Source organism: Rhodanobacter glycinis, from assembly GCF_006438785.1.
In the GTDB taxonomy this organism is placed as follows: Bacteria; Pseudomonadota; Gammaproteobacteria; order Xanthomonadales; family Rhodanobacteraceae; genus Rhodanobacter; species Rhodanobacter glycinis_A.
This window is the reverse complement of record NZ_RCZB01000001.1, coordinates 1,115,139-1,131,680: the sequence shown is the minus strand read 5'-3', so window position 1 is coordinate 1,131,680 and position 16,542 is coordinate 1,115,139. Positions and strand designations below refer to the sequence as shown.

The window sequence follows — 16,542 nt, the reverse complement described above, 5'->3', positions numbered from 1 at the left end:
AGCGTGGATATTCGATGGCCCCATGGAGGGCCGGGCGCCAGACAGACAATCGCGCTCAGATGTCCTTCGCCAGCGTCTCGGCCAGCCCGATGTAGCCGCCCGGCGTCAGCTCAAACAGGCGCTGCTTCGCCTCCGCCGGCAGGTCGAGGCCAGCGATGAACTCGCGCATCGAATCCTTGGTGATGCCGTGGCCGCGGGTCAGGGCCTTGAGCTGCTCGTACGGCTCGGGCAGGCCGTAGCGGCGCATCACGGTCTGCACGGCTTCGGCCAGCACTTCCCAGCTGTTGTCGAGGTCGGCGGCGATGCGTTCGGCATTGACGTTGAGTTTGCCCAGGCCTTTCTTCAGCGACTCCAGCGCGACCAGGCCATGGCCGAACGCGGTGCCGAGCGCGCGCAGCACGGTGGAGTCGGTGAGGTCGCGCTGCCAGCGGCTGATCGGCAGCTTCTCGGCGAAGTGGCCGAGCAAGGCATTGGCGAGGCCGAAGTTGCCTTCGGCGTTCTCGAAGTCGATCGGGTTGACCTTGTGCGGCATGGTCGATGAACCGACTTCGCCAGCCTTCAGCGTCTGCTTGAAGTAGCCCAGCGAAATGTAGCCCCAGATGTCGCGGGCCAGGTCGATCAGGATGATGTTGGCGCGGCGCACCGCGTCGCAGTATTCGGCAACGCCGTCGTGCGGTTCGATCTGGGTGGTGTAGGCGTTGTAGTCGAGCCCGAGGCCTTCCACGAAGCGCTGCGAGAACGCGCGCCAGTCCACTTCCGGATAAGTGATGGCGTGGGCGTTGTAGTTGCCGACGGCGCCATTGATCTTGCCGGAAATCTCCACTGCGGCGAGTTGCTGGCGCTGGCGTTGCAGGCGCGCCACCACGTTGGCGACTTCTTTTCCGAGGGTGCTGGGCGAGGCGGTCTGGCCGTGGGTGCGCGAGAGCAGCGGCAACGCAGCGTTGGCGTGTGCCAGTTCACGCAGTTGGGCAATCACCGCGTCGAACTGCGGCAGCAGCACCTGTTTGCGCGCGTCGCGCAGCATCAGTGCATAGGAAAGGTTGTTGATGTCCTCGCTGGTGCAGGCGAAGTGCACGAATTCCTTCGCCTGCGCCAGGGTGGCGTCGGCGCCGATTTTTTCCTTGATGAAATACTCGACTGCCTTCACGTCGTGATTGGTGGTCGCCTCGATCGCCTTGATCCGCTCGCCGTCGACCACGCTGAAGTTTTGCGCGATGGCTTTCAGCGTATTGATCTGGCCTGCGCTGAAGGCTGGCAGTTCGGCGATCTTTGGATCGGCGGCCAGCGCCAGCAGCCATTCGATTTCCACGTGCACGCGACGGTGCATCAGGCCGTACTCGCTGAAGATCGGGCGCAGCGCTTCGATCTTGCCGGCATAACGGCCGTCCAGTGGCGACAGGGCGGTCAGGGCATGAGAGGACATCGGGGCATTCCGGCGGGGTCAAACGGCTATTTTACATGCGCAAGGCCTTTCCCTGTTTTTGACCGGCTTGTCGCGCCACCGACGGGCGGCGGCCTATAGTTGGACATTGGTCAACTTCAGGAATCCAGTCATGAGTGGTTTTCGCATCGAGCGCGACAGCATGGGGGAATTGCAGGTGCCTGCCGACGCGCTGTATGGCGCGCAGACTCAGCGCGCCATAGACAATTTCCCGATCTCCGGCCTGCACCTGCCGCGCCAGTTCATCCGCGCGCTGGGATTGATCAAGGCCGCGGCGGCCGAGGTCAATCTGTCGATGGGGCATCTGAAAAAAAATCAGGCCGCGGCGATCTGCAAGGCGGCGCTGGCGGTGGCGAATGGTCAGCACGATGCGCAGTTCCCGATCGACATCTTCCAGACCGGCTCGGGCACCAGCACCAACATGAATGCGAACGAGGTGATCGCGCATCTGGCAGTGGAAGGCGGTACCAAGGTGCATCCGAACGATCACGTCAACTACGGACAGAGTTCGAACGACGTGATTCCCACCGCGATCCACGTCAGCGCCACGCTCACCGCCAGCGAACAGTTGTTGCCGGCGTTGAAGCACTTGAAAAAGGCGATCGACAAGCGCGCGAGCGAGTTGAAGAACACGCCCAAGACCGGCCGCACCCATCTGATGGACGCGATGCCGATCACGTTCGGTCAGGAGCTGTCCGGCTGGGCGGCGCAGATCGGTTCGGCGATCGAACGCATCGAAGACTCATTGAAGCGCATGCGCCGGTTGCCGCAGGGTGGCACGGCGGTCGGCACCGGCATCAATGCCGATCCTAAGTTCGGCCCGGCGATGGCGGCACAGTTGAAGAAACTGACCGGCGTGAAGTTCGAGTCGGCGGAAAATTATTTCGAGGGGATGGCGTCGCAGGATGCCGCGGTGGAACTGTCCGGTCAGCTGAAGACGTTGGCGGTGGCGCTGATGAAGATCGCCAACGACCTGCGCTGGATGAACTCCGGCCCGTTGGCGGGTCTGGGCGAAATCGAACTGCCAGCGCTGCAGCCGGGCTCGTCGATCATGCCGGGGAAGGTCAACCCGGTGATTCCCGAGGCCACCGCGATGGTCGCCGCGCAGGTGATCGGCAACGACGCCTCGATCACCATCGCCGGCCAGTCCGGCAACTTCCAGCTCAACGTGATGCTGCCGCTGATCGCGCACAACCTGCTGCAGTCGATCGGGATTCTGAGCAACGTCAGCGTGCTGCTGGCCGACAAGTCGATCGCCGGTTTCAAGGTCAACACCGCGCGGGTCAATCAGGCGCTGGCGATGAACCCGATCCTGGTCACTGCGCTGAATCCGGTGATCGGCTATGAGAAGGGTGCAGCTGCCGCCAAGCAGGCTTACAAGGAACATCGCCCGATCATGGATGTGGCGCTGGAGACCACCGGGTTGTCGAAGGATGAGCTGAAGAAGCTGCTCGATCCGATGGCGTTGACCAGGGGTGGCATTCACGGCGATGGCTGAGTGTGCGATGGAGCGGGATGGCATGGTGAATTTGTAACTTCGTTGCCAAGGCCGTTGCGAAGTCCGATTGCTCGGCGGCGAGTCCAGTTCTGCACCGGAACAACGGCGCTGGACTGATCGTGTTGGCCGACGACAGTAGTCAGTGGTTTTGGGGCGAACACGCGGGATGTTCGTTCACAACGGCTTTTGCCGTACGCCATTCCGGATGGTCATAGGGAATGTAGTTTTCCCAGTACCAGGGGAAGCATGTCTTGCCGAGGACATCGTCGATCAGGTACGCGAAGATGGATTCCGCGTTGGAGCTGTTGCTCATCAACAGCACGCAGTTCCTTGACGACTCGATGCAGACCGCCACGTTGTTCGTTCCATCGTCGTGGCCTCCCTTGAAGAAGGCTGGACCCTGCGGGGAAGTGAACGTGCCAACGCCGAGTGCATAGCCAAGCGAGATGCCGTCGTTGTCGTTTGAGTCGGGCAGACCGATGGTGGGGAACTGTTGCACGGAGCGAATGCGTACGACAGGCGTCAGCCAGCGTTTGTGCGTTGCGGCGCTCAGGCCATCGCCGCGCACCATGGCCGCCAGCAGATTCGCATAATCGCCGATGGTGGTGTCCATCGATCCGGCGGCGCGTGCCGACTGGCGTTGCTTGTGTCCGAGCGGCTTGCCGTTCTCGTCGTAGCCGATGGCCAGATCGTCGGCAAAGTCATCGCGCCATGTCATGGCGGTTCGCGGCATACGGAAGGGCGTGAAGAGGCGCTCGCGCATCAGCGTCTCCACGTCGATGCCCTTGCCGTGCTCGAGGACGAACTGTGCCAGGTTGATGCCTTCGCCTGAATAGGCATAACGGGTCCCCGGGGCGAAATAGAACGCAAGCTTGCCTTCGGGATCGTAGTCTTTGCCCGGCTGCCAGAAGCGGAAGTTCGCGAAGCCCGAGCGGTGGCTGAGCAGGATGCCGGGAGTAAGTGCCTTCCATCGGGTGTCGCCCGCGAGATCCGCGTATTTCTCATACTCCGGAAGCGGCTTGGGCAAGTCGCTGGCGATGCTGGCATCCAGGTCGAGGCGGCCGTCATCCACCAGCGTCATCGTCGCGTACGAAAACGCAGCCTTGGTCAGCGACGCAGCGTACATGACCGTGTCGGTTGTCAGGGGCAGCTGCTTTGCCGTGTCGCGCATCCCGTATGCCTTGACGCTGACGACGTGACCGTTTTCGATGATGGCGACGGCGAGCCCTGGAACTTTCGCCGCGCTCATCAAACTGGTCACGCGTCGATCGAGGTTTGCGCCGCCCAGGTGTGTGTTGTGGCGTGTGGCGGGTAAGGTTGTGCAACCAGCTGTGATGATGCAGGCAAGGACGGAGAGGGGACGAGAAAACATGGCGCACTCCTTACATGATTGTGCGAAATCATGTAGCCGGATTTAAGGACGACTTCCGAAGGAGCCGTCCTTGTCCTTCATGTCCTTGCCGCAATCATCGACGTCCTTTTGCTGCATGGTTGCGTAGGGCCTGAACTCGGGCATCGCCGCAGCGAGTTTCTGCTGGGTGGACAGCAGGTCGGGCATCCGCAGGCACAACCTGGCAGCGGCGGCCTCGATCTTGTCGGTTTGGGGCTTGATGGCCGCTTCGATGTCCTTGTCGCTTTTGCCGGTGAGTGCGCCCCATACCCCTTCCTTGGCGGCATTGAGGCCCAGGTCGGCACCTTGTGCGCCGATGTCCATGCCGGTTTCGGCGATACCGACGATCTGCTGGCGGTAGTCCATCAGCAGCGTCTGCTGCGCCGGCGTGGCCGCCACCTTCTTGCCTGCGATCAGCAAGTCGCCCTGCGGGGTGATCTCGGCCTTGGGGCGTGAATCCTTGTCGTTGTGGTGGTTATCGTTGATGTGAACGCTGTTCACCTCGATGTTCTTGGTGGCCAACTCCTGCTTGGCATCCTGCATCGCCTTGTGGATTTCTCCGGAAATCCCCGACGGGGAGGTTTTCTCGCCAGCGTCCTTTATCGCCTGTGCCATGTTGTCGGAGGCACCCGGCTGGGAGTCGGCCTGCTTGGATTGGCCGCAAGCGGCCAGCGGCAGCAGAAGGACCAGTGCGAGCACACTGAAAGTGATGGGCTTCATGGGTGTTCTCCTTAATCTAGAATTCGATCGGAAGTCAGCTGTCGTCACGCCAGCGGCGGAACCAGATGGCGGTGGCAATCAGACCTACGCCGATTAGCGCGCCGATCCATAAGTTGGTGGAGCCCAGTGTCTGGTAAGTCTGATTCAAGTCCATGAAGCCTAGCCAATTGTCGTGTGCGCCATTTTCAAAGAAGGTCATATTCCCTCTGCCCAGAATAATCCCTGTCCCAAAAAACACACTAAGCAGACCGCGCAGGACGACTTCCATCCAGAACCATGAAGCAGGCAGGTTGAATAGCCCCATGATGCCGAACCAGGTGATCAACAGGCCGGTCGCTATTGGTAATGCAACGGCCCACAGGAAGGGCTTGTTGCGAGCCCAGGCCGAGCAGAGCAGTAGCCAGCCCACCGAGGGCAAGGCCCAGAGCACGTACAGAGGGATATAGCCGATCAGGTTGAACATCACCCGGAACGGATGGGCCAGCACGAGCAACTGCCACACATTCACGCCGTGGAAGGACAGTGTGATCGCGAGGATCAGCAACTGCGCTATGCCCACGATGATACCGACGATTACCGCAATGACCGGAGCGAGCACGGTGGCGCTGACGACCTTGGACAGCACCGTACTACTATCGGAAATCGGCAGGGATTTCCAGAACAGGATGCTGCGATCTCGTCGGTCATCGAACAGTGCGCCGACGCAGTAAAAAAACACTACGAAAGTAAGAACCACCACAAGCAGTGCAGTCATTCCGTACATTCCAAGATCAAGAAACGTACCGACATTGTGAAGATTGCCCGCATCCATTTCGGCAATGATTTGCTGCAGCTTGCCGCTCATGCCGATTTGAATACCGTGCTGGGCACCCAGCACCTCAGCAGCGATGATGCCCATGATGTTCAGCAGCAAAAATACGCCGCCGGTGATGATCGGGGCCCAGAAAAAGCCGCCCCGGTGTTCCCAGAATTCGCGCTTTACAAGCCAGTAGAAGGTTTTCATGCGTAGGTTCCCTTCATGGTGGCGACGAACAGGTCGCTGATGGACGGCCGGCGGGTTTCGCCCAGCTGCTCCAGCACCGCGCGGTTCGCGCCGTCAAACAGAAAAATGCTCTTGCCGAAGACCTGGCGTTCGTCCAGCGGTTTCAGCTGGCGGGCGGCGTCGGCCTGATCGGCGTTGACCATCACTTCGATGAAACGCTCGCCGACCGCGTCCATGTCGGCATCCAGCACGATCTTGCCGTCGCGGATGAACATCAGGTCGGTGAGGATGTGTTCGACTTCCTCGACTTGATGGGTTGTCACGATGATCGTCTTGTTCTCGTCGAAGTAGTCTTCCAGCAGGTTCTGGTAGAACTGCTTGCGATAGAGGATGTCCAGGCCCAGCGTAGGCTCGTCCAGGATCAGCAGCTTGGCGTCGATCGCCATCACCAAGGCCAGGTGCAGTTGCACGATCATGCCCTTGGACATCTGTTTCACGCGCTGGCCGGGCGTGAGCTTGGTGCGGGCCAGAAACGCCTCGCACTTCTTGCGATCGAAACGCGGATGCACATTGGCGACGAAGTCGACCGCTTCACGTACGCGGATCCAGCGTGGCAGCACCGCGACATCGGCGATGAAGCAGACCTCGCCCATCAACTTGTCGCGTTGCTTGCGCGGATCGAAGCCAAGTACGTTGAGCGTGCCGGTGAAATCGGTGAGTCCGAGTATCGCCTTCAGCGCGGTGGTCTTGCCGGCACCGTTGGGGCCGATCAGGCCGACGATGCGACCGGGCGCGATCTGGAAACTGACGTTGTCCAGCGCCAGCGACGACTTGTACCGCTTGCTCAGGCCGCTGGCCGTGATCACCGCGCTCATGATTGCTCTCCCTTTGCAGACTCGGCCTCACGCAGCAACGTCTTGAGATCCAGCCCCAGCCGTTGCAGCCGTGCGAACAGCACCGGCCACTCTTCGCGCAGAAACCGCTCGCGTTCGGATTTCAGCAGCGCCTCACGAGCGCCTTCGATGACGAACATGCCCAGACCCCTCCGTTTTTCAACCAGTTGTTCGTCGACCAGTTCCTGATACGCCTTCGATACGGTCAGTGGATTGATCTGATAATCCGCTGCCACCTGGCGTACCGACGGCAGCGGGTCGCCCTCGTTCAAGGCGCCGTCCAGGATCATCGCCACCACGCGTTGCTGCAGTTGGCGATAGATCGGGACGCTGTCGTTCCAGGTAATGGTCATGTTTTATTCCTTGGTGATGCGGCCGAACTTGTTGCCAAATGAATAGTAGGGCATGGCCAATTGCGAACCGAGCAAGCTGAACTGCCCTGCGCTGCCAGCGTTATCCATGCGGCCCATGGCCGGAATCAGGGTGATGCCCGTGGTGCCGGCGTCGGCCAGCAGTACAGCGGCACGCAATTCAGCGGCGCTGGGATGTACATGGACAGGTGCCAGGTCGGTGACCTTGACGGCGCGGGTCTGGTTGGCCGCTGCTGGCTGGGTGTCGACGTTGTAGTTGACGGCGCTCAGGCTGGCAAAGGTGAGCAGGACGGCGGCGAAGCTGGCGATCAGGTTCTGCGCTTTCATGACGGGCCTCCTTGGTGACCTCGTTGGGTGGTGTTGTAGTGAACTATAACACTGAGTTTCGAGGCGTCAATAGGCAAAGCGCCATTTCACAACATGACTGATGACCTATACGGGGCGCAGGCCCTCAACGGCGGCGACGGCACCGCGCCATTGCCGCTTTGGGGCACGCCAAGGGCCGGCCGTGGAGGTGTTCGATATGTCGACATCGGTCGACCTGAGGCCTGATTCGATTTGCCTGGCCGGGTAGGGCAGGCGGTGTGTCGTATGGGCCGCCTTCGACTTCGCCGCGCTCAGGCCGAATGGATCAGACGGCCCCAGGCTTTCAGTCCACTCAGCCCGTTTGCCCCGGGTCGAGTTCGGGCCGATCTCTGGGCGTAGCCGCCCGGCGATGAAGTCGAAGGGCTCACACCGCAACTTCCATCAACACAAAGGCCGGCTTCGCAGCCGGCCTCGATTTTGTTTTGCACTGTCCAGTCAATCCTTGGCGGCATACACCTGCTTGCCGCCGACCCAAGTCTGCAACACCTTGGTGCTCCAGATCTTGCTCGCGGAATCCTTGAAAATGTCGTGATCGATCAGGATGAAGTCGGCCCACTTCCCGGGCTCGAGTGTGCCCAGCGTCTTTTCCGCATGCTCGGCGTAGGCCGCATCGAGGGTGAATGCGCGCAGCGCCTCGGCCGGCGTCATGTCCTGGTCGGGGTACCAGCCGCCGGGTGGCTGGCCGTCATGGTCCTCGCGGGTTATCGCTGAGTACAGGCCATAGAACGGGTTCGGCGACTCCACCGGGAAATCCGAGCCGCCGGCGACGACCGTACCCTGCTTCAGGAGCCGCTGCCAGGCATAAGCGCCCTTGATGCGCTGGGGACCGATGCGGTCCTCAGCCATGTTCATGTCGGAGGTGGCGTGGGTCGGCTGCATCGAGGCGATCAGCTGCAGTGGCACAAAGCGCGGGATGTCTTCCAGCGAGATGATCTGCGCATGCTCGACACGATTGCGCAGTGCGACGCCGTCGGGATGTGTCTTGTAGGCCGCCGTGTAACTGTCGAGCACCTCGCGGTTGGCGCGGTCGCCGATCGCGTGGATGGCAACCTGATAGCCCTTGCCCAGCGCCTTGCCGATATCCGCGGTCAGCTCGTCGGGCTTCAGGAACAGCAGGCCATGGTTATGCGGGTCATCGGAGTAGGGCGCGAGCATCGCCGCGCCGCGGCTGCCTAGCGCACCGTCGGCAAATAGCTTGACCGTGCGCACGGTGAGGAAGTCGTTGCCGTAGCCGATCAGCGGGCCATTCTTGCTGATGACGTCGAAGTCGTCGCCGGTGCCCAGGATCATCGCGTAGATGCGTGCGGTGAGCTTGCTCGCGTCGGCGTATTGCCGGTACAGCTGGTAGTTGGCCAGGTCGATGCCCGCGTCAGCAACACCGGTGAGGCCAACACTCGCCATCTCGGCCAGCGCGGTATCCAGCGCCGCGACTTTCTGTTGCGCTGTCGGCGCAGGAATCTTGCTGCCGATCAGCACCGTGGCACCATCGACGAAGACGCCGGTGGGGTTGCCATGGCTGTCGCGCTCGATGCGCCCACCGCTGGGATCTTTCGTGGCCTTGCTGACCCTGGCCAGTTTGATGGCTGCGCTGTTGGCCCAGCCGGCATGTCCGTCAACGCGGCTCAGCCATACCGGACGATCGGGAACCGCTGCGTCGAGCTCCTTCGCGGTGGGAAAGCGGCCGAGCTTCCAGATTTCCTGATTCCAGCCGCCACCGGTGATCCACTTCGCCTCGGGATGCGCCGCGGCGTACGCCTTCACCTTTGCCAGCGCCTCGTCCAGCGACTTCGTGCCGGTGAGGTCGGCCTGGTTGCGCGCATAGCCCAGTTCAAGCACGTGGCCGTGGGCATCGATCAGACCCGGCAGCAAGGTCTGGCCGTGGCCATCGACGACTCGGGCGCTACCGGCACGCGCAATCAGATCGGCATGGCTTCCAGTGGCGACCACCTTGCCATGGTCGATCAACAGGGCCTGGAAATGTTGCAGCTTGCCGTGGCTGTCCAGCGTGTAGCCGTTGACGTTGTTCATCAGCAGATCGGCAGCCTGGACGGCCGGCGCCAATGCCAGCAGTGCAAGCAGCGACAGACGTAACGAGCGATTCATGCGCGGGGCCCCGTGACAAGAGTGAACCTGCAGTGTGTCGGCCCGCGCCCGATTTTTCCACTGCTCCCGCCGCGTGCGTCGTGTGGAGCGGACGCGGTGCCGCTCGCACAACGGCAAACGCCCCCGTCGCCAGGACGAGGGCGTTTGCAGGGCGTCGGGTGAATCAGGCTGCCTTGGCGACCAGTGTTCCAATGGTGGCTTGCGCCGATTTGAGCGCATGGGCTTTTTGCTCGTCACTGACTGCGACGCCCTCGGCACGCACAAATTCGACGTCGTTGATGCCGATGAAGGCGAGTGCGGCACGCAGGTAGGGCTCCTGGAAATCCATCGCCGCGGCGGCAGAATCCTTGCTGTAGATGCCGCCGCGACTGGAGGCGATGATCACCCGTTTGCCACCGGCCAGGCCTTCGGGCCCATTCGCGGTGTAGTGAAAGGTCTTGCCCGCGACGAGGATACGATCGAGCCACGCCTTGAGCTGGCTGGAGATCGCGAAGTTGTACATCGGCGCGCCGATCACCACGACGTCGGCGGCCAGGAATTCTTCCAGCATCCGGGTACCCAGCACGGCGGCGGGGTCGCTGGCATCGGCTACCGGCGTCCAGTGCGGCAACGGCTGTGCTGCGAGATCGTGGTAATGGATGGCGAGGTTGGGCGTAGCGCGCGTCAGCTCCGCTACGATGTCGGCGGTCAGCTGGCGCGATACGGAATAACCACCCAAGGCGCTGGAGTCGATGTGCAACAGTTTCATGATGAGAGTCCTGGTTGAGCCGGTCTATCGGCGACGCAATCAGGATATATTTGGAACAATGTTGCGATAAGATAGGCATTATCGGACTTATCGTTCTTTATTGGAAACGATCATGACAGTATTGGGCGGCGCCCTGCAGGATCTCAACGATTTGTACTTTTTTGCCGCCGTGGTCGACCACGGTGGCTTTTCTGCCGCGGGTCGGGCACTGGGCGTGCCGAAATCGCGGCTGAGCAAACGCGTGGCCCAGCTGGAGGAGCGTCTCGGCGTGCGCCTCTTGCAGCGGACCACACGGCGTTTCGTGGTCACCGAAGTGGGCGAGCGTTTCTATGCGCACTGTCGCGCCGTGCTGGAAGAGGCGCAGGCGGCGCAGGATGCAGTCGATGAACTGCGTGCCGAACCCCGTGGCGTGGTGCGCCTGAGTTGTCCGGTCTCGCTGGCGCAGACCGTGCTGGCCTATCTGTTGCCCGACTTTTTGCTGCTCTACCCGAAAATGCAGGTACGGCTGTTGTCCGGCGATCGCCGCGTCGATGTGATCGGCGAGGGCTACGATCTGGCGATCCGGGTGCGCAACAAGCTCGATACCGATGCGAACCTCGTGATCCGCAGTTTCGGCCAGTCACGCACCAAGCTGGTGGCCAGTCCGGCGCTGCTCGATGCGCAAGGCCGACCGAGCGAGCCGGATGAACTGGCGAAGCTGCCGGCGCTGTCGATGCGCGAGCACGAAGGTGCGCAGGTGTGGGAGCTGATCGATGCGGCTGGCAAGCAGGTCAACGTGGAAGTGCAGGCGCGTCTGATTACCGGTGATTTCGCCGTGCTGCTCGAATCTGCCCGCCGCGGCATGGGCGTGGCTTTGCTGCCTGAATTCGTCTGTGCCCCCGCGATCACCCGCGGAGAGCTCGAAGTGGTTCTGCCGGAATGGAGCGTGCCCGAAGGCACCATGCATTTCGTCTATCCCAGCCGGCGCGGCATGCTGCCAGGCGTGCGCGCGCTGGTCGATTTCCTGGCCGAACGGCTGCCAGCCACCACCTTGCTGAAGCACGAGCAATGCAAGCAGCGTCCGCTGGACGATCTGCCCCGACCATGATCGGCGCGTGGTGATGCGCGCAATGCAGGCGATGCGTTACGCTTGAACCTTTATGGACATCCAGACGGCTGAATGATGATGATCGAAACCAAGCTTCCGAAAGTAGGCACCACCATCTTCAGCGTGATGAGCCAACTGGCGCTGGAACACAAGGCAGTCAACCTGGGTCAGGGTTTTCCCGATTTCGAGCCACCGCAGGGGCTGCGCGACGCGCTGACCCGTGCCATGAACGATGGCCGCAACCAGTACGCGCCGATGCACGGCACGGCGGCTTTGCGCGGGCAGATCGTGTTGAAGGTCGCGCAGCTGTACGGTCGTAAGCTCAATGTCGATACCGACATCACGGTCACCTCCGGCGCCACCGAAGCGATCTTCGCAGCGATTGCCGCGGTGGTGCGGACGGGCGAGGAGGTGATCGTGTTCGATCCAGCCTACGACTGCTACGAGCCGGCGATCGAACTGCAGGGCGCACGCGCGGTGCACATCCCGCTGACCTTGCCGACATTCGCCATCGACTGGCAGCGCGTACGTGACGCGGTGACGCCGAAGACACGGATGATCATGATCAACAGCCCGCACAATCCGTCCGGCGCCGTGCTGTCGGCGGCCGATCTGGAGGAGCTGGCCGCGATCGTGCGCCATACCGATATCGTGGTGCTGTCCGACGAGGTGTACGAACACATCGTGTACGACGGCGCACAGCACGAGAGTGTGCTGCGCCATCCGGAGCTGGCCGAGCGCAGCATCGTGGTTTCCTCGTTCGGCAAGACCTATCACTGCACCGGCTGGAAGGTCGGCTATGCGGTGGCACCGGCCGCGTTGTCGGCCGAGTTCCGCAAGGTGCATCAGTACCTCACGTTCTGCACGTTTCACCCGGCACAGGTGGCGTTCGGCGAATTCATGGCCAGCAACCCCGAACACTATCTGGAGCTGCCGGCGTTCTACCAGGCCAAACGCGATCGTTTCCGGGCACTGCTGGCACCTTCGCGATTGAAGCTGCTCGATGTGCCGGGTGGCTATTTCCAGTTGGTCGACTACACGGCGATCCGCGACGAGGATGATCTCGCCTTCAGCAGGTGGCTGGTGCAGCACGGCGGTGTGGCGGCCATTCCCTTGACGCCATTCTACGAGCGCGCGCCGGCCACGCGTCTGCTGCGCCTTTGCTTTGCCAAGAGCGACGCCACGATGGAAGCCGCCGCGGAGCGGCTGTGCGGGCTATGAACATGCATGCCCTGAGAATTTCGCTGGTGCAGGGGGCCACCCGTTGGCACGACGCGCCAGCCAATCGCGACTACTACGGCGCGTTGGTGCGCCAGGCGGTCGGCAGCGACCTGATCGTGTTGCCGGAGACGTTCCTGTCCGGCTTCAGCAACGACACGCGCGCCAGCGCCGACACGATGGACGGCGAGGGCGTGGCGTGGCTGCGTGCACTGGCGATCGAGCTGGGCGCGGTGATCTGCGGCAGCCTGGCGATCCGTGAAAACGATGTCGTCTACAACCGCCTGCTCTGGGTGCAACCGGACGGCAGCTTCGCCCAGTACGACAAACGGCACCTGTTCCGCATGGCCGGCGAGCACACCCGCTATGGTGGTGGCAACGAGCGACTGATCGTGGAGTTGAAAGGTTGGCGAATCCTGCCGCAGGTCTGCTACGACCTGCGTTTCCCGGTATGGCTGCGCAATCGCCGGCTGGCCTCCGCCAATGGCGGCATGGATTACGACCTCGCGTTGTTTGTAGCGAACTGGCCGGCACCGCGCCGTGGTCCGTGGCGCACGTTGCTGCGCGCACGCGCGATCGAGAACCTCAGCTATGTGGCCGGGGTGAATCGGATCGGTGTAGACGGCAACGAGATTCCGTATGCCGGCGACAGCGCCGTGATCGATCCGGTCGGCGAGCCACTGGTCGAGTTGGGCGCACAGGAGCAGGTGGTGACGGTCACGCTTGATCCGGCGCCGTTGCTGGCGCACCGCGAACGATTCCCGGCGTGGATGGACGCCGACGCGTTCTCGCTCGATCCGGGTTGATTCCCATGAGCTCTCGAAAACAAAAAGCCGCCTGTCAGGCGGCTTTTTGTTTTCGATTCGCAACAGCTCAGAGTATCGCCAGCACCGCTTCCGGTGGCCGTCCGAGTGCAGCCTTGCCGTTGGCGACAACGATCGGGCGCTCGATCAGTTTCGGGTGCGCCACCATCGCAGCGATCAAGGTCGCATCATCGAGCGCGGGGTCGCCCAGGCCGAGTGATTGATAGTCCGCTTCATCGCTGCGCAACAGTTCGCGCGGCGTCATGCCAAGCTGCTTCAGCAGCACGGCCAGCTCGCTTGCGTTTGGCGGCGTGTCGAGATAATTGATCACCTCGACCTTGCTGCCGTGCTCCTCCAGCAACGCCAGCGTGGCGCGCGATTTGGAGCAGCGGTTGTTGTGATAGATGCGCACCATGGCTCAACGGCCTTGATTGATCGTGCTGGCCAAAGGCTCAGCGATTGCCCGATCGATTGCCGCCGCGACCCGGCGGGCGCCCACCCGCAGGGCCACCGTGACCCTGTGGTCTGGAGTTGCCGTGTGGGCGATTACCACCCTGGCCCTGCGGCCGGCCGGCACTCTGCGGACGATTGCCGCCTTGGCCTTGCGGTCGCGCACCACCCTGACCTTGCGGGCGCGCGTTGCCGTGCGCGGGACTGCCCGCTGCACGATTACCCTGGCCCTGGCCTTGCGGGCGACCGCCATGCGCGGGGCGCGCACCCGGCGCACGGTTGCCGTTGCCGCCGGCAGCACCGCGTGATTCGCCGCCGAAACCGCTGTAAGGGTTGCCGACAGCACGACCTTCGCCACCCGTGCGTGCACCGAATGGCTTGCCGCCAGCCGGGCGACGATTGCCCGCGGCACCGCCGGCAGCATTGCCGCGCGGCGCGCCGGGACGGCTGCTGCCATCGCGGTTTTCGCCGGCAAACCAGGTACGCACCGACGGCAGTTCCTGACCCGGCGCCACGCGCCGACTCTTGCCGCCACGATTGGCACCACCGGCACCGCGTTCGGGACGGACGACGTTGCCGTTGACTTCCTTGCCGTCGCGACGCGGCGGCTTGCGGCCACGGATTGGCTCCTCACGGATGCGGTCATACGCACGCAGCTCGCGCGCCTCGTCCTGACCACCGGTCCATGCGGTGCCGGCACCGCGTTCGGGGCGGTATTCGGTAACGCTGCGGTTCGCGCGGCGCTGATGCAGCACCGGGCTCAGGGTCAGTACCGGTTGCGGTACGCCCAGGCCGGTGGTCTGGCGCAGCTGCTTGATGCTTTCCGCGTCGAGCGCTTCGCATTCGCCGCGGCGCAGGTTGCGCGGCAACTCGATGTTGCCGTAGCGGATGCGCTTGAGGCGGCTGACCAGGAAACCCTGCGAGTCCCACAGGCGCCGCACTTCGCGATTTCGGCCCTCGCGGATCACCACACGGAACCAGCTGTGGCTGCCGCCGCGGCTGATCACCGCAATCTCGTCGAAGCGGGCGGGGCCGTCATCCAGCTCCACGCCGGCTTTCAGCCGTTCGATGATCTCGTCCGGCACTTCGCCATGCACGCGGCACAGGTATTCGCGCTCCAGGCCGCTCTTCGGGTGCATCAGGCCGTTGGCCAGTTCACCGTCGGTGGTCAGCAGCAGCAGACCGGTGGTGTTGATGTCGAGCCGGCCCACGGCGACCCAGCGCGCGCCTTTCAGTCGCGGCAGCTGTTCGAACACGGTGGGACGGCCATCGGGGTCGTCGCGGGTGGTCAGCACGCCCTCGGGCTTGTGGTAGATCAGCACCTCGGTGTCGTCGCGGCTGTCGGTGGCGACGACGAACTGCTTGCCGTCGATCACCACGCGGTCGCCGGCATGCACGCTCATGCCGATTTCGGCGGGGCTGCCATTCAATTCGACTTCGCCGGACTGGATGCGCACTTCAAGCATGCGGCGCGAACCGAGGCCCGCGTTGGCCAGCACCTTGTGCAGGCGCTCTTCCAGTGCGGGGGCGTCGGTGTCGATGCGCGGTTCGCGCTTCAGGGATAGAACGGATTTTTGCGGCGCAGTCATGCGCGGTACTCCTCGGTATCTTGCTCGGCGGCGTCGGGTTCGACGTCTGCGGCGGGGTTCGCTGCCTCATCGGCAGTGGCTATCGGGTTCTCGGCGGATGAGCTCGTGTCGGAGCCAGGTTCGTCGGACTCGGATGAAGCGGCAGACGCGTGGGCGTCGGCCGTGATGTCGGTGTCTTCTGCATCCGCGGTATTTACGGGTGCATGGATTTCGGTATTGCTGTCGGCTGCGGATTCCGCGTCGACCTGGCCACTCTCGCCCAGCACTTCCTCATCCGGATCGACCGGCAGGTCGCGCACGATGCGGGCAGGGAAGGGCTCGGGTTCGAAGCGCAACTGCGGATCTTCCATGTCGCGGATTTCAGACAGCGGCGGCAACTGGTCGAGCGATTTCAGGTTGAAGTAGTCGAGGAAGGCGCGGGTGGTGCCGAACAGCGCCGGCTTGCCGGGCACGTCGCGATAGCCGACCACGCGGATCCACTCGCGCTCCTCCATTGTCTTGATGATGTTGGAGGACACCACCACGCCGCGGATCTGCTCGATCTCGGGGCGAGTGATCGGCTGGCGATAGGCGATCAGCGCCAGCGTTTCCAGCAGCGCTCGCGAATAACGGCTGGGCCGTTCCGTCCACATCCGCGAAATCCAAGGATGCACGTCCTGGCGCACCTGGTAGCGGAAGCCGGAAGCGACTTCCTTCAGCTCGATGCCGCGGCCGTCGCAATCGCCAGCCAGCGCCTCCAGCGACCTGGCGATCTGTTCGTGGCCGATGTCGTCGGCTTCGTTGAACAGGTCGCCCAGTTGATGGACAGTCATCGGCTGGCTGGAGGCCAGCAGGGCGGCCTCGATGATGGGTTTGAGTTGCTCGATCTGCATAACCTTGGTTC

Annotated in this window: 16 protein-coding genes; 4 read left to right on the top strand and 12 right to left on the bottom strand. The window is 62.9% G+C overall.

All coding sequences use genetic code 11. The features are described from left to right. Positions 1-55 precede the first annotated feature (55 nt). Positions 56-1,423, bottom strand: coding sequence for an adenylosuccinate lyase (gene purB, locus EAH75_RS05475; RefSeq protein ID WP_140804696.1), 1,368 nt, complete (start codon positions 1,421-1,423; stop codon positions 56-58). Between the two features lie 130 nt (positions 1,424-1,553). On the opposite strand from purB, the gene EAH75_RS05470 reads away from it, so the two are divergent. After that, positions 1,554-2,939 (top strand): class II fumarate hydratase, encoded by a 1,386-nt coding sequence (locus EAH75_RS05470; RefSeq protein WP_140804694.1) that lies wholly within the window; start codon positions 1,554-1,556, stop codon positions 2,937-2,939. 139 nt (positions 2,940-3,078) lie between these two features. Here the strand turns inward: EAH75_RS05470 and EAH75_RS05465 are convergent, their stop codons facing one another. The 8 genes from EAH75_RS05465 to EAH75_RS05430 all read right to left on the bottom strand — a co-directional run bounded on the left by EAH75_RS05465 (position 3,079) and on the right by EAH75_RS05430 (position 10,512). Next, entirely contained in the window at positions 3,079-4,311 is a 1,233-nt protein-coding gene (locus EAH75_RS05465; RefSeq protein ID WP_140804692.1) for a serine hydrolase domain-containing protein, read from the bottom strand. 42 nt (positions 4,312-4,353) lie between these two features. Continuing rightward, positions 4,354-5,049, bottom strand: coding sequence for a hypothetical protein (locus EAH75_RS05460; protein ID WP_140651074.1), 696 nt, complete (start codon positions 5,047-5,049; stop codon positions 4,354-4,356). A 34-nt stretch (positions 5,050-5,083) separates the two neighbouring features. Then, the gene (locus EAH75_RS05455; RefSeq protein ID WP_140651077.1) at positions 5,084-6,052 is read right to left on the bottom strand and encodes a hypothetical protein; all 969 of its coding nucleotides are present in this window, start codon (positions 6,050-6,052) and stop codon (positions 5,084-5,086) included. Further along, positions 6,049-6,906, bottom strand: a complete 858-nt coding sequence (locus EAH75_RS05450; protein WP_140651080.1) for an ABC transporter ATP-binding protein — start codon at positions 6,904-6,906, stop codon at positions 6,049-6,051. Before EAH75_RS05450 ends, EAH75_RS05455 begins: the two co-directional genes overlap by 4 nt. After that, entirely contained in the window at positions 6,903-7,277 is a 375-nt protein-coding gene (locus EAH75_RS05445; protein WP_140651084.1) for a GntR family transcriptional regulator, read from the bottom strand. Before EAH75_RS05445 ends, EAH75_RS05450 begins: the two co-directional genes overlap by 4 nt. A 3-nt stretch (positions 7,278-7,280) precedes the next feature. Further along, entirely contained in the window at positions 7,281-7,622 is a 342-nt protein-coding gene (locus EAH75_RS05440; RefSeq protein WP_140651087.1) for a hypothetical protein, read from the bottom strand. 474 nt (positions 7,623-8,096) lie between these two features. Then, positions 8,097-9,764, bottom strand: a complete 1,668-nt coding sequence (locus tag EAH75_RS05435; RefSeq protein WP_140651091.1) for an amidohydrolase — start codon at positions 9,762-9,764, stop codon at positions 8,097-8,099. 163 nt (positions 9,765-9,927) lie between these two features. Next, positions 9,928-10,512, bottom strand: coding sequence for an FMN-dependent NADH-azoreductase (locus EAH75_RS05430; protein WP_140651094.1), 585 nt, complete (start codon positions 10,510-10,512; stop codon positions 9,928-9,930). A 112-nt stretch (positions 10,513-10,624) separates the two neighbouring features. On the opposite strand from EAH75_RS05430, the gene EAH75_RS05425 reads away from it, so the two are divergent. The 3 genes from EAH75_RS05425 to EAH75_RS05415 all read left to right on the top strand — a co-directional run bounded on the left by EAH75_RS05425 (position 10,625) and on the right by EAH75_RS05415 (position 13,623). Continuing rightward, the gene (locus EAH75_RS05425; protein ID WP_140651097.1) at positions 10,625-11,599 is read left to right on the top strand and encodes a LysR substrate-binding domain-containing protein; all 975 of its coding nucleotides are present in this window, start codon (positions 10,625-10,627) and stop codon (positions 11,597-11,599) included. 78 nt (positions 11,600-11,677) lie between these two features. After that, entirely contained in the window at positions 11,678-12,820 is a 1,143-nt protein-coding gene (locus EAH75_RS05420; protein ID WP_140805054.1) for a pyridoxal phosphate-dependent aminotransferase, read from the top strand. Between the two features lie 2 nt (positions 12,821-12,822). Next, complete coding sequence (locus EAH75_RS05415; protein ID WP_140804690.1) at positions 12,823-13,623, top strand: amidohydrolase; 801 nt, start codon at positions 12,823-12,825, stop codon at positions 13,621-13,623. A gap of 67 nt (positions 13,624-13,690) precedes the next feature. Here the strand turns inward: EAH75_RS05415 and arsC are convergent, their stop codons facing one another. The 3 genes from arsC to scpB are packed head-to-tail and all read right to left on the bottom strand — an operon-like array spanning position 13,691 to position 16,531. Next, positions 13,691-14,035 (bottom strand): arsenate reductase (glutaredoxin), encoded by a 345-nt coding sequence (gene arsC, locus EAH75_RS05410; protein ID WP_140804688.1) that lies wholly within the window; start codon positions 14,033-14,035, stop codon positions 13,691-13,693. A gap of 37 nt (positions 14,036-14,072) precedes the next feature. Next, positions 14,073-15,659, bottom strand: coding sequence for a pseudouridine synthase (locus tag EAH75_RS05405; protein WP_140804686.1), 1,587 nt, complete (start codon positions 15,657-15,659; stop codon positions 14,073-14,075). After that, positions 15,656-16,531: an SMC-Scp complex subunit ScpB gene (scpB, locus tag EAH75_RS05400; protein WP_140804684.1), complete on the bottom strand. Its 876-nt coding sequence runs from the start codon at positions 16,529-16,531 to the stop codon at positions 15,656-15,658. The genes EAH75_RS05405 and scpB overlap by 4 nt, the downstream gene beginning before the upstream one ends. Positions 16,532-16,542: the final 11 nt, after the last annotated feature.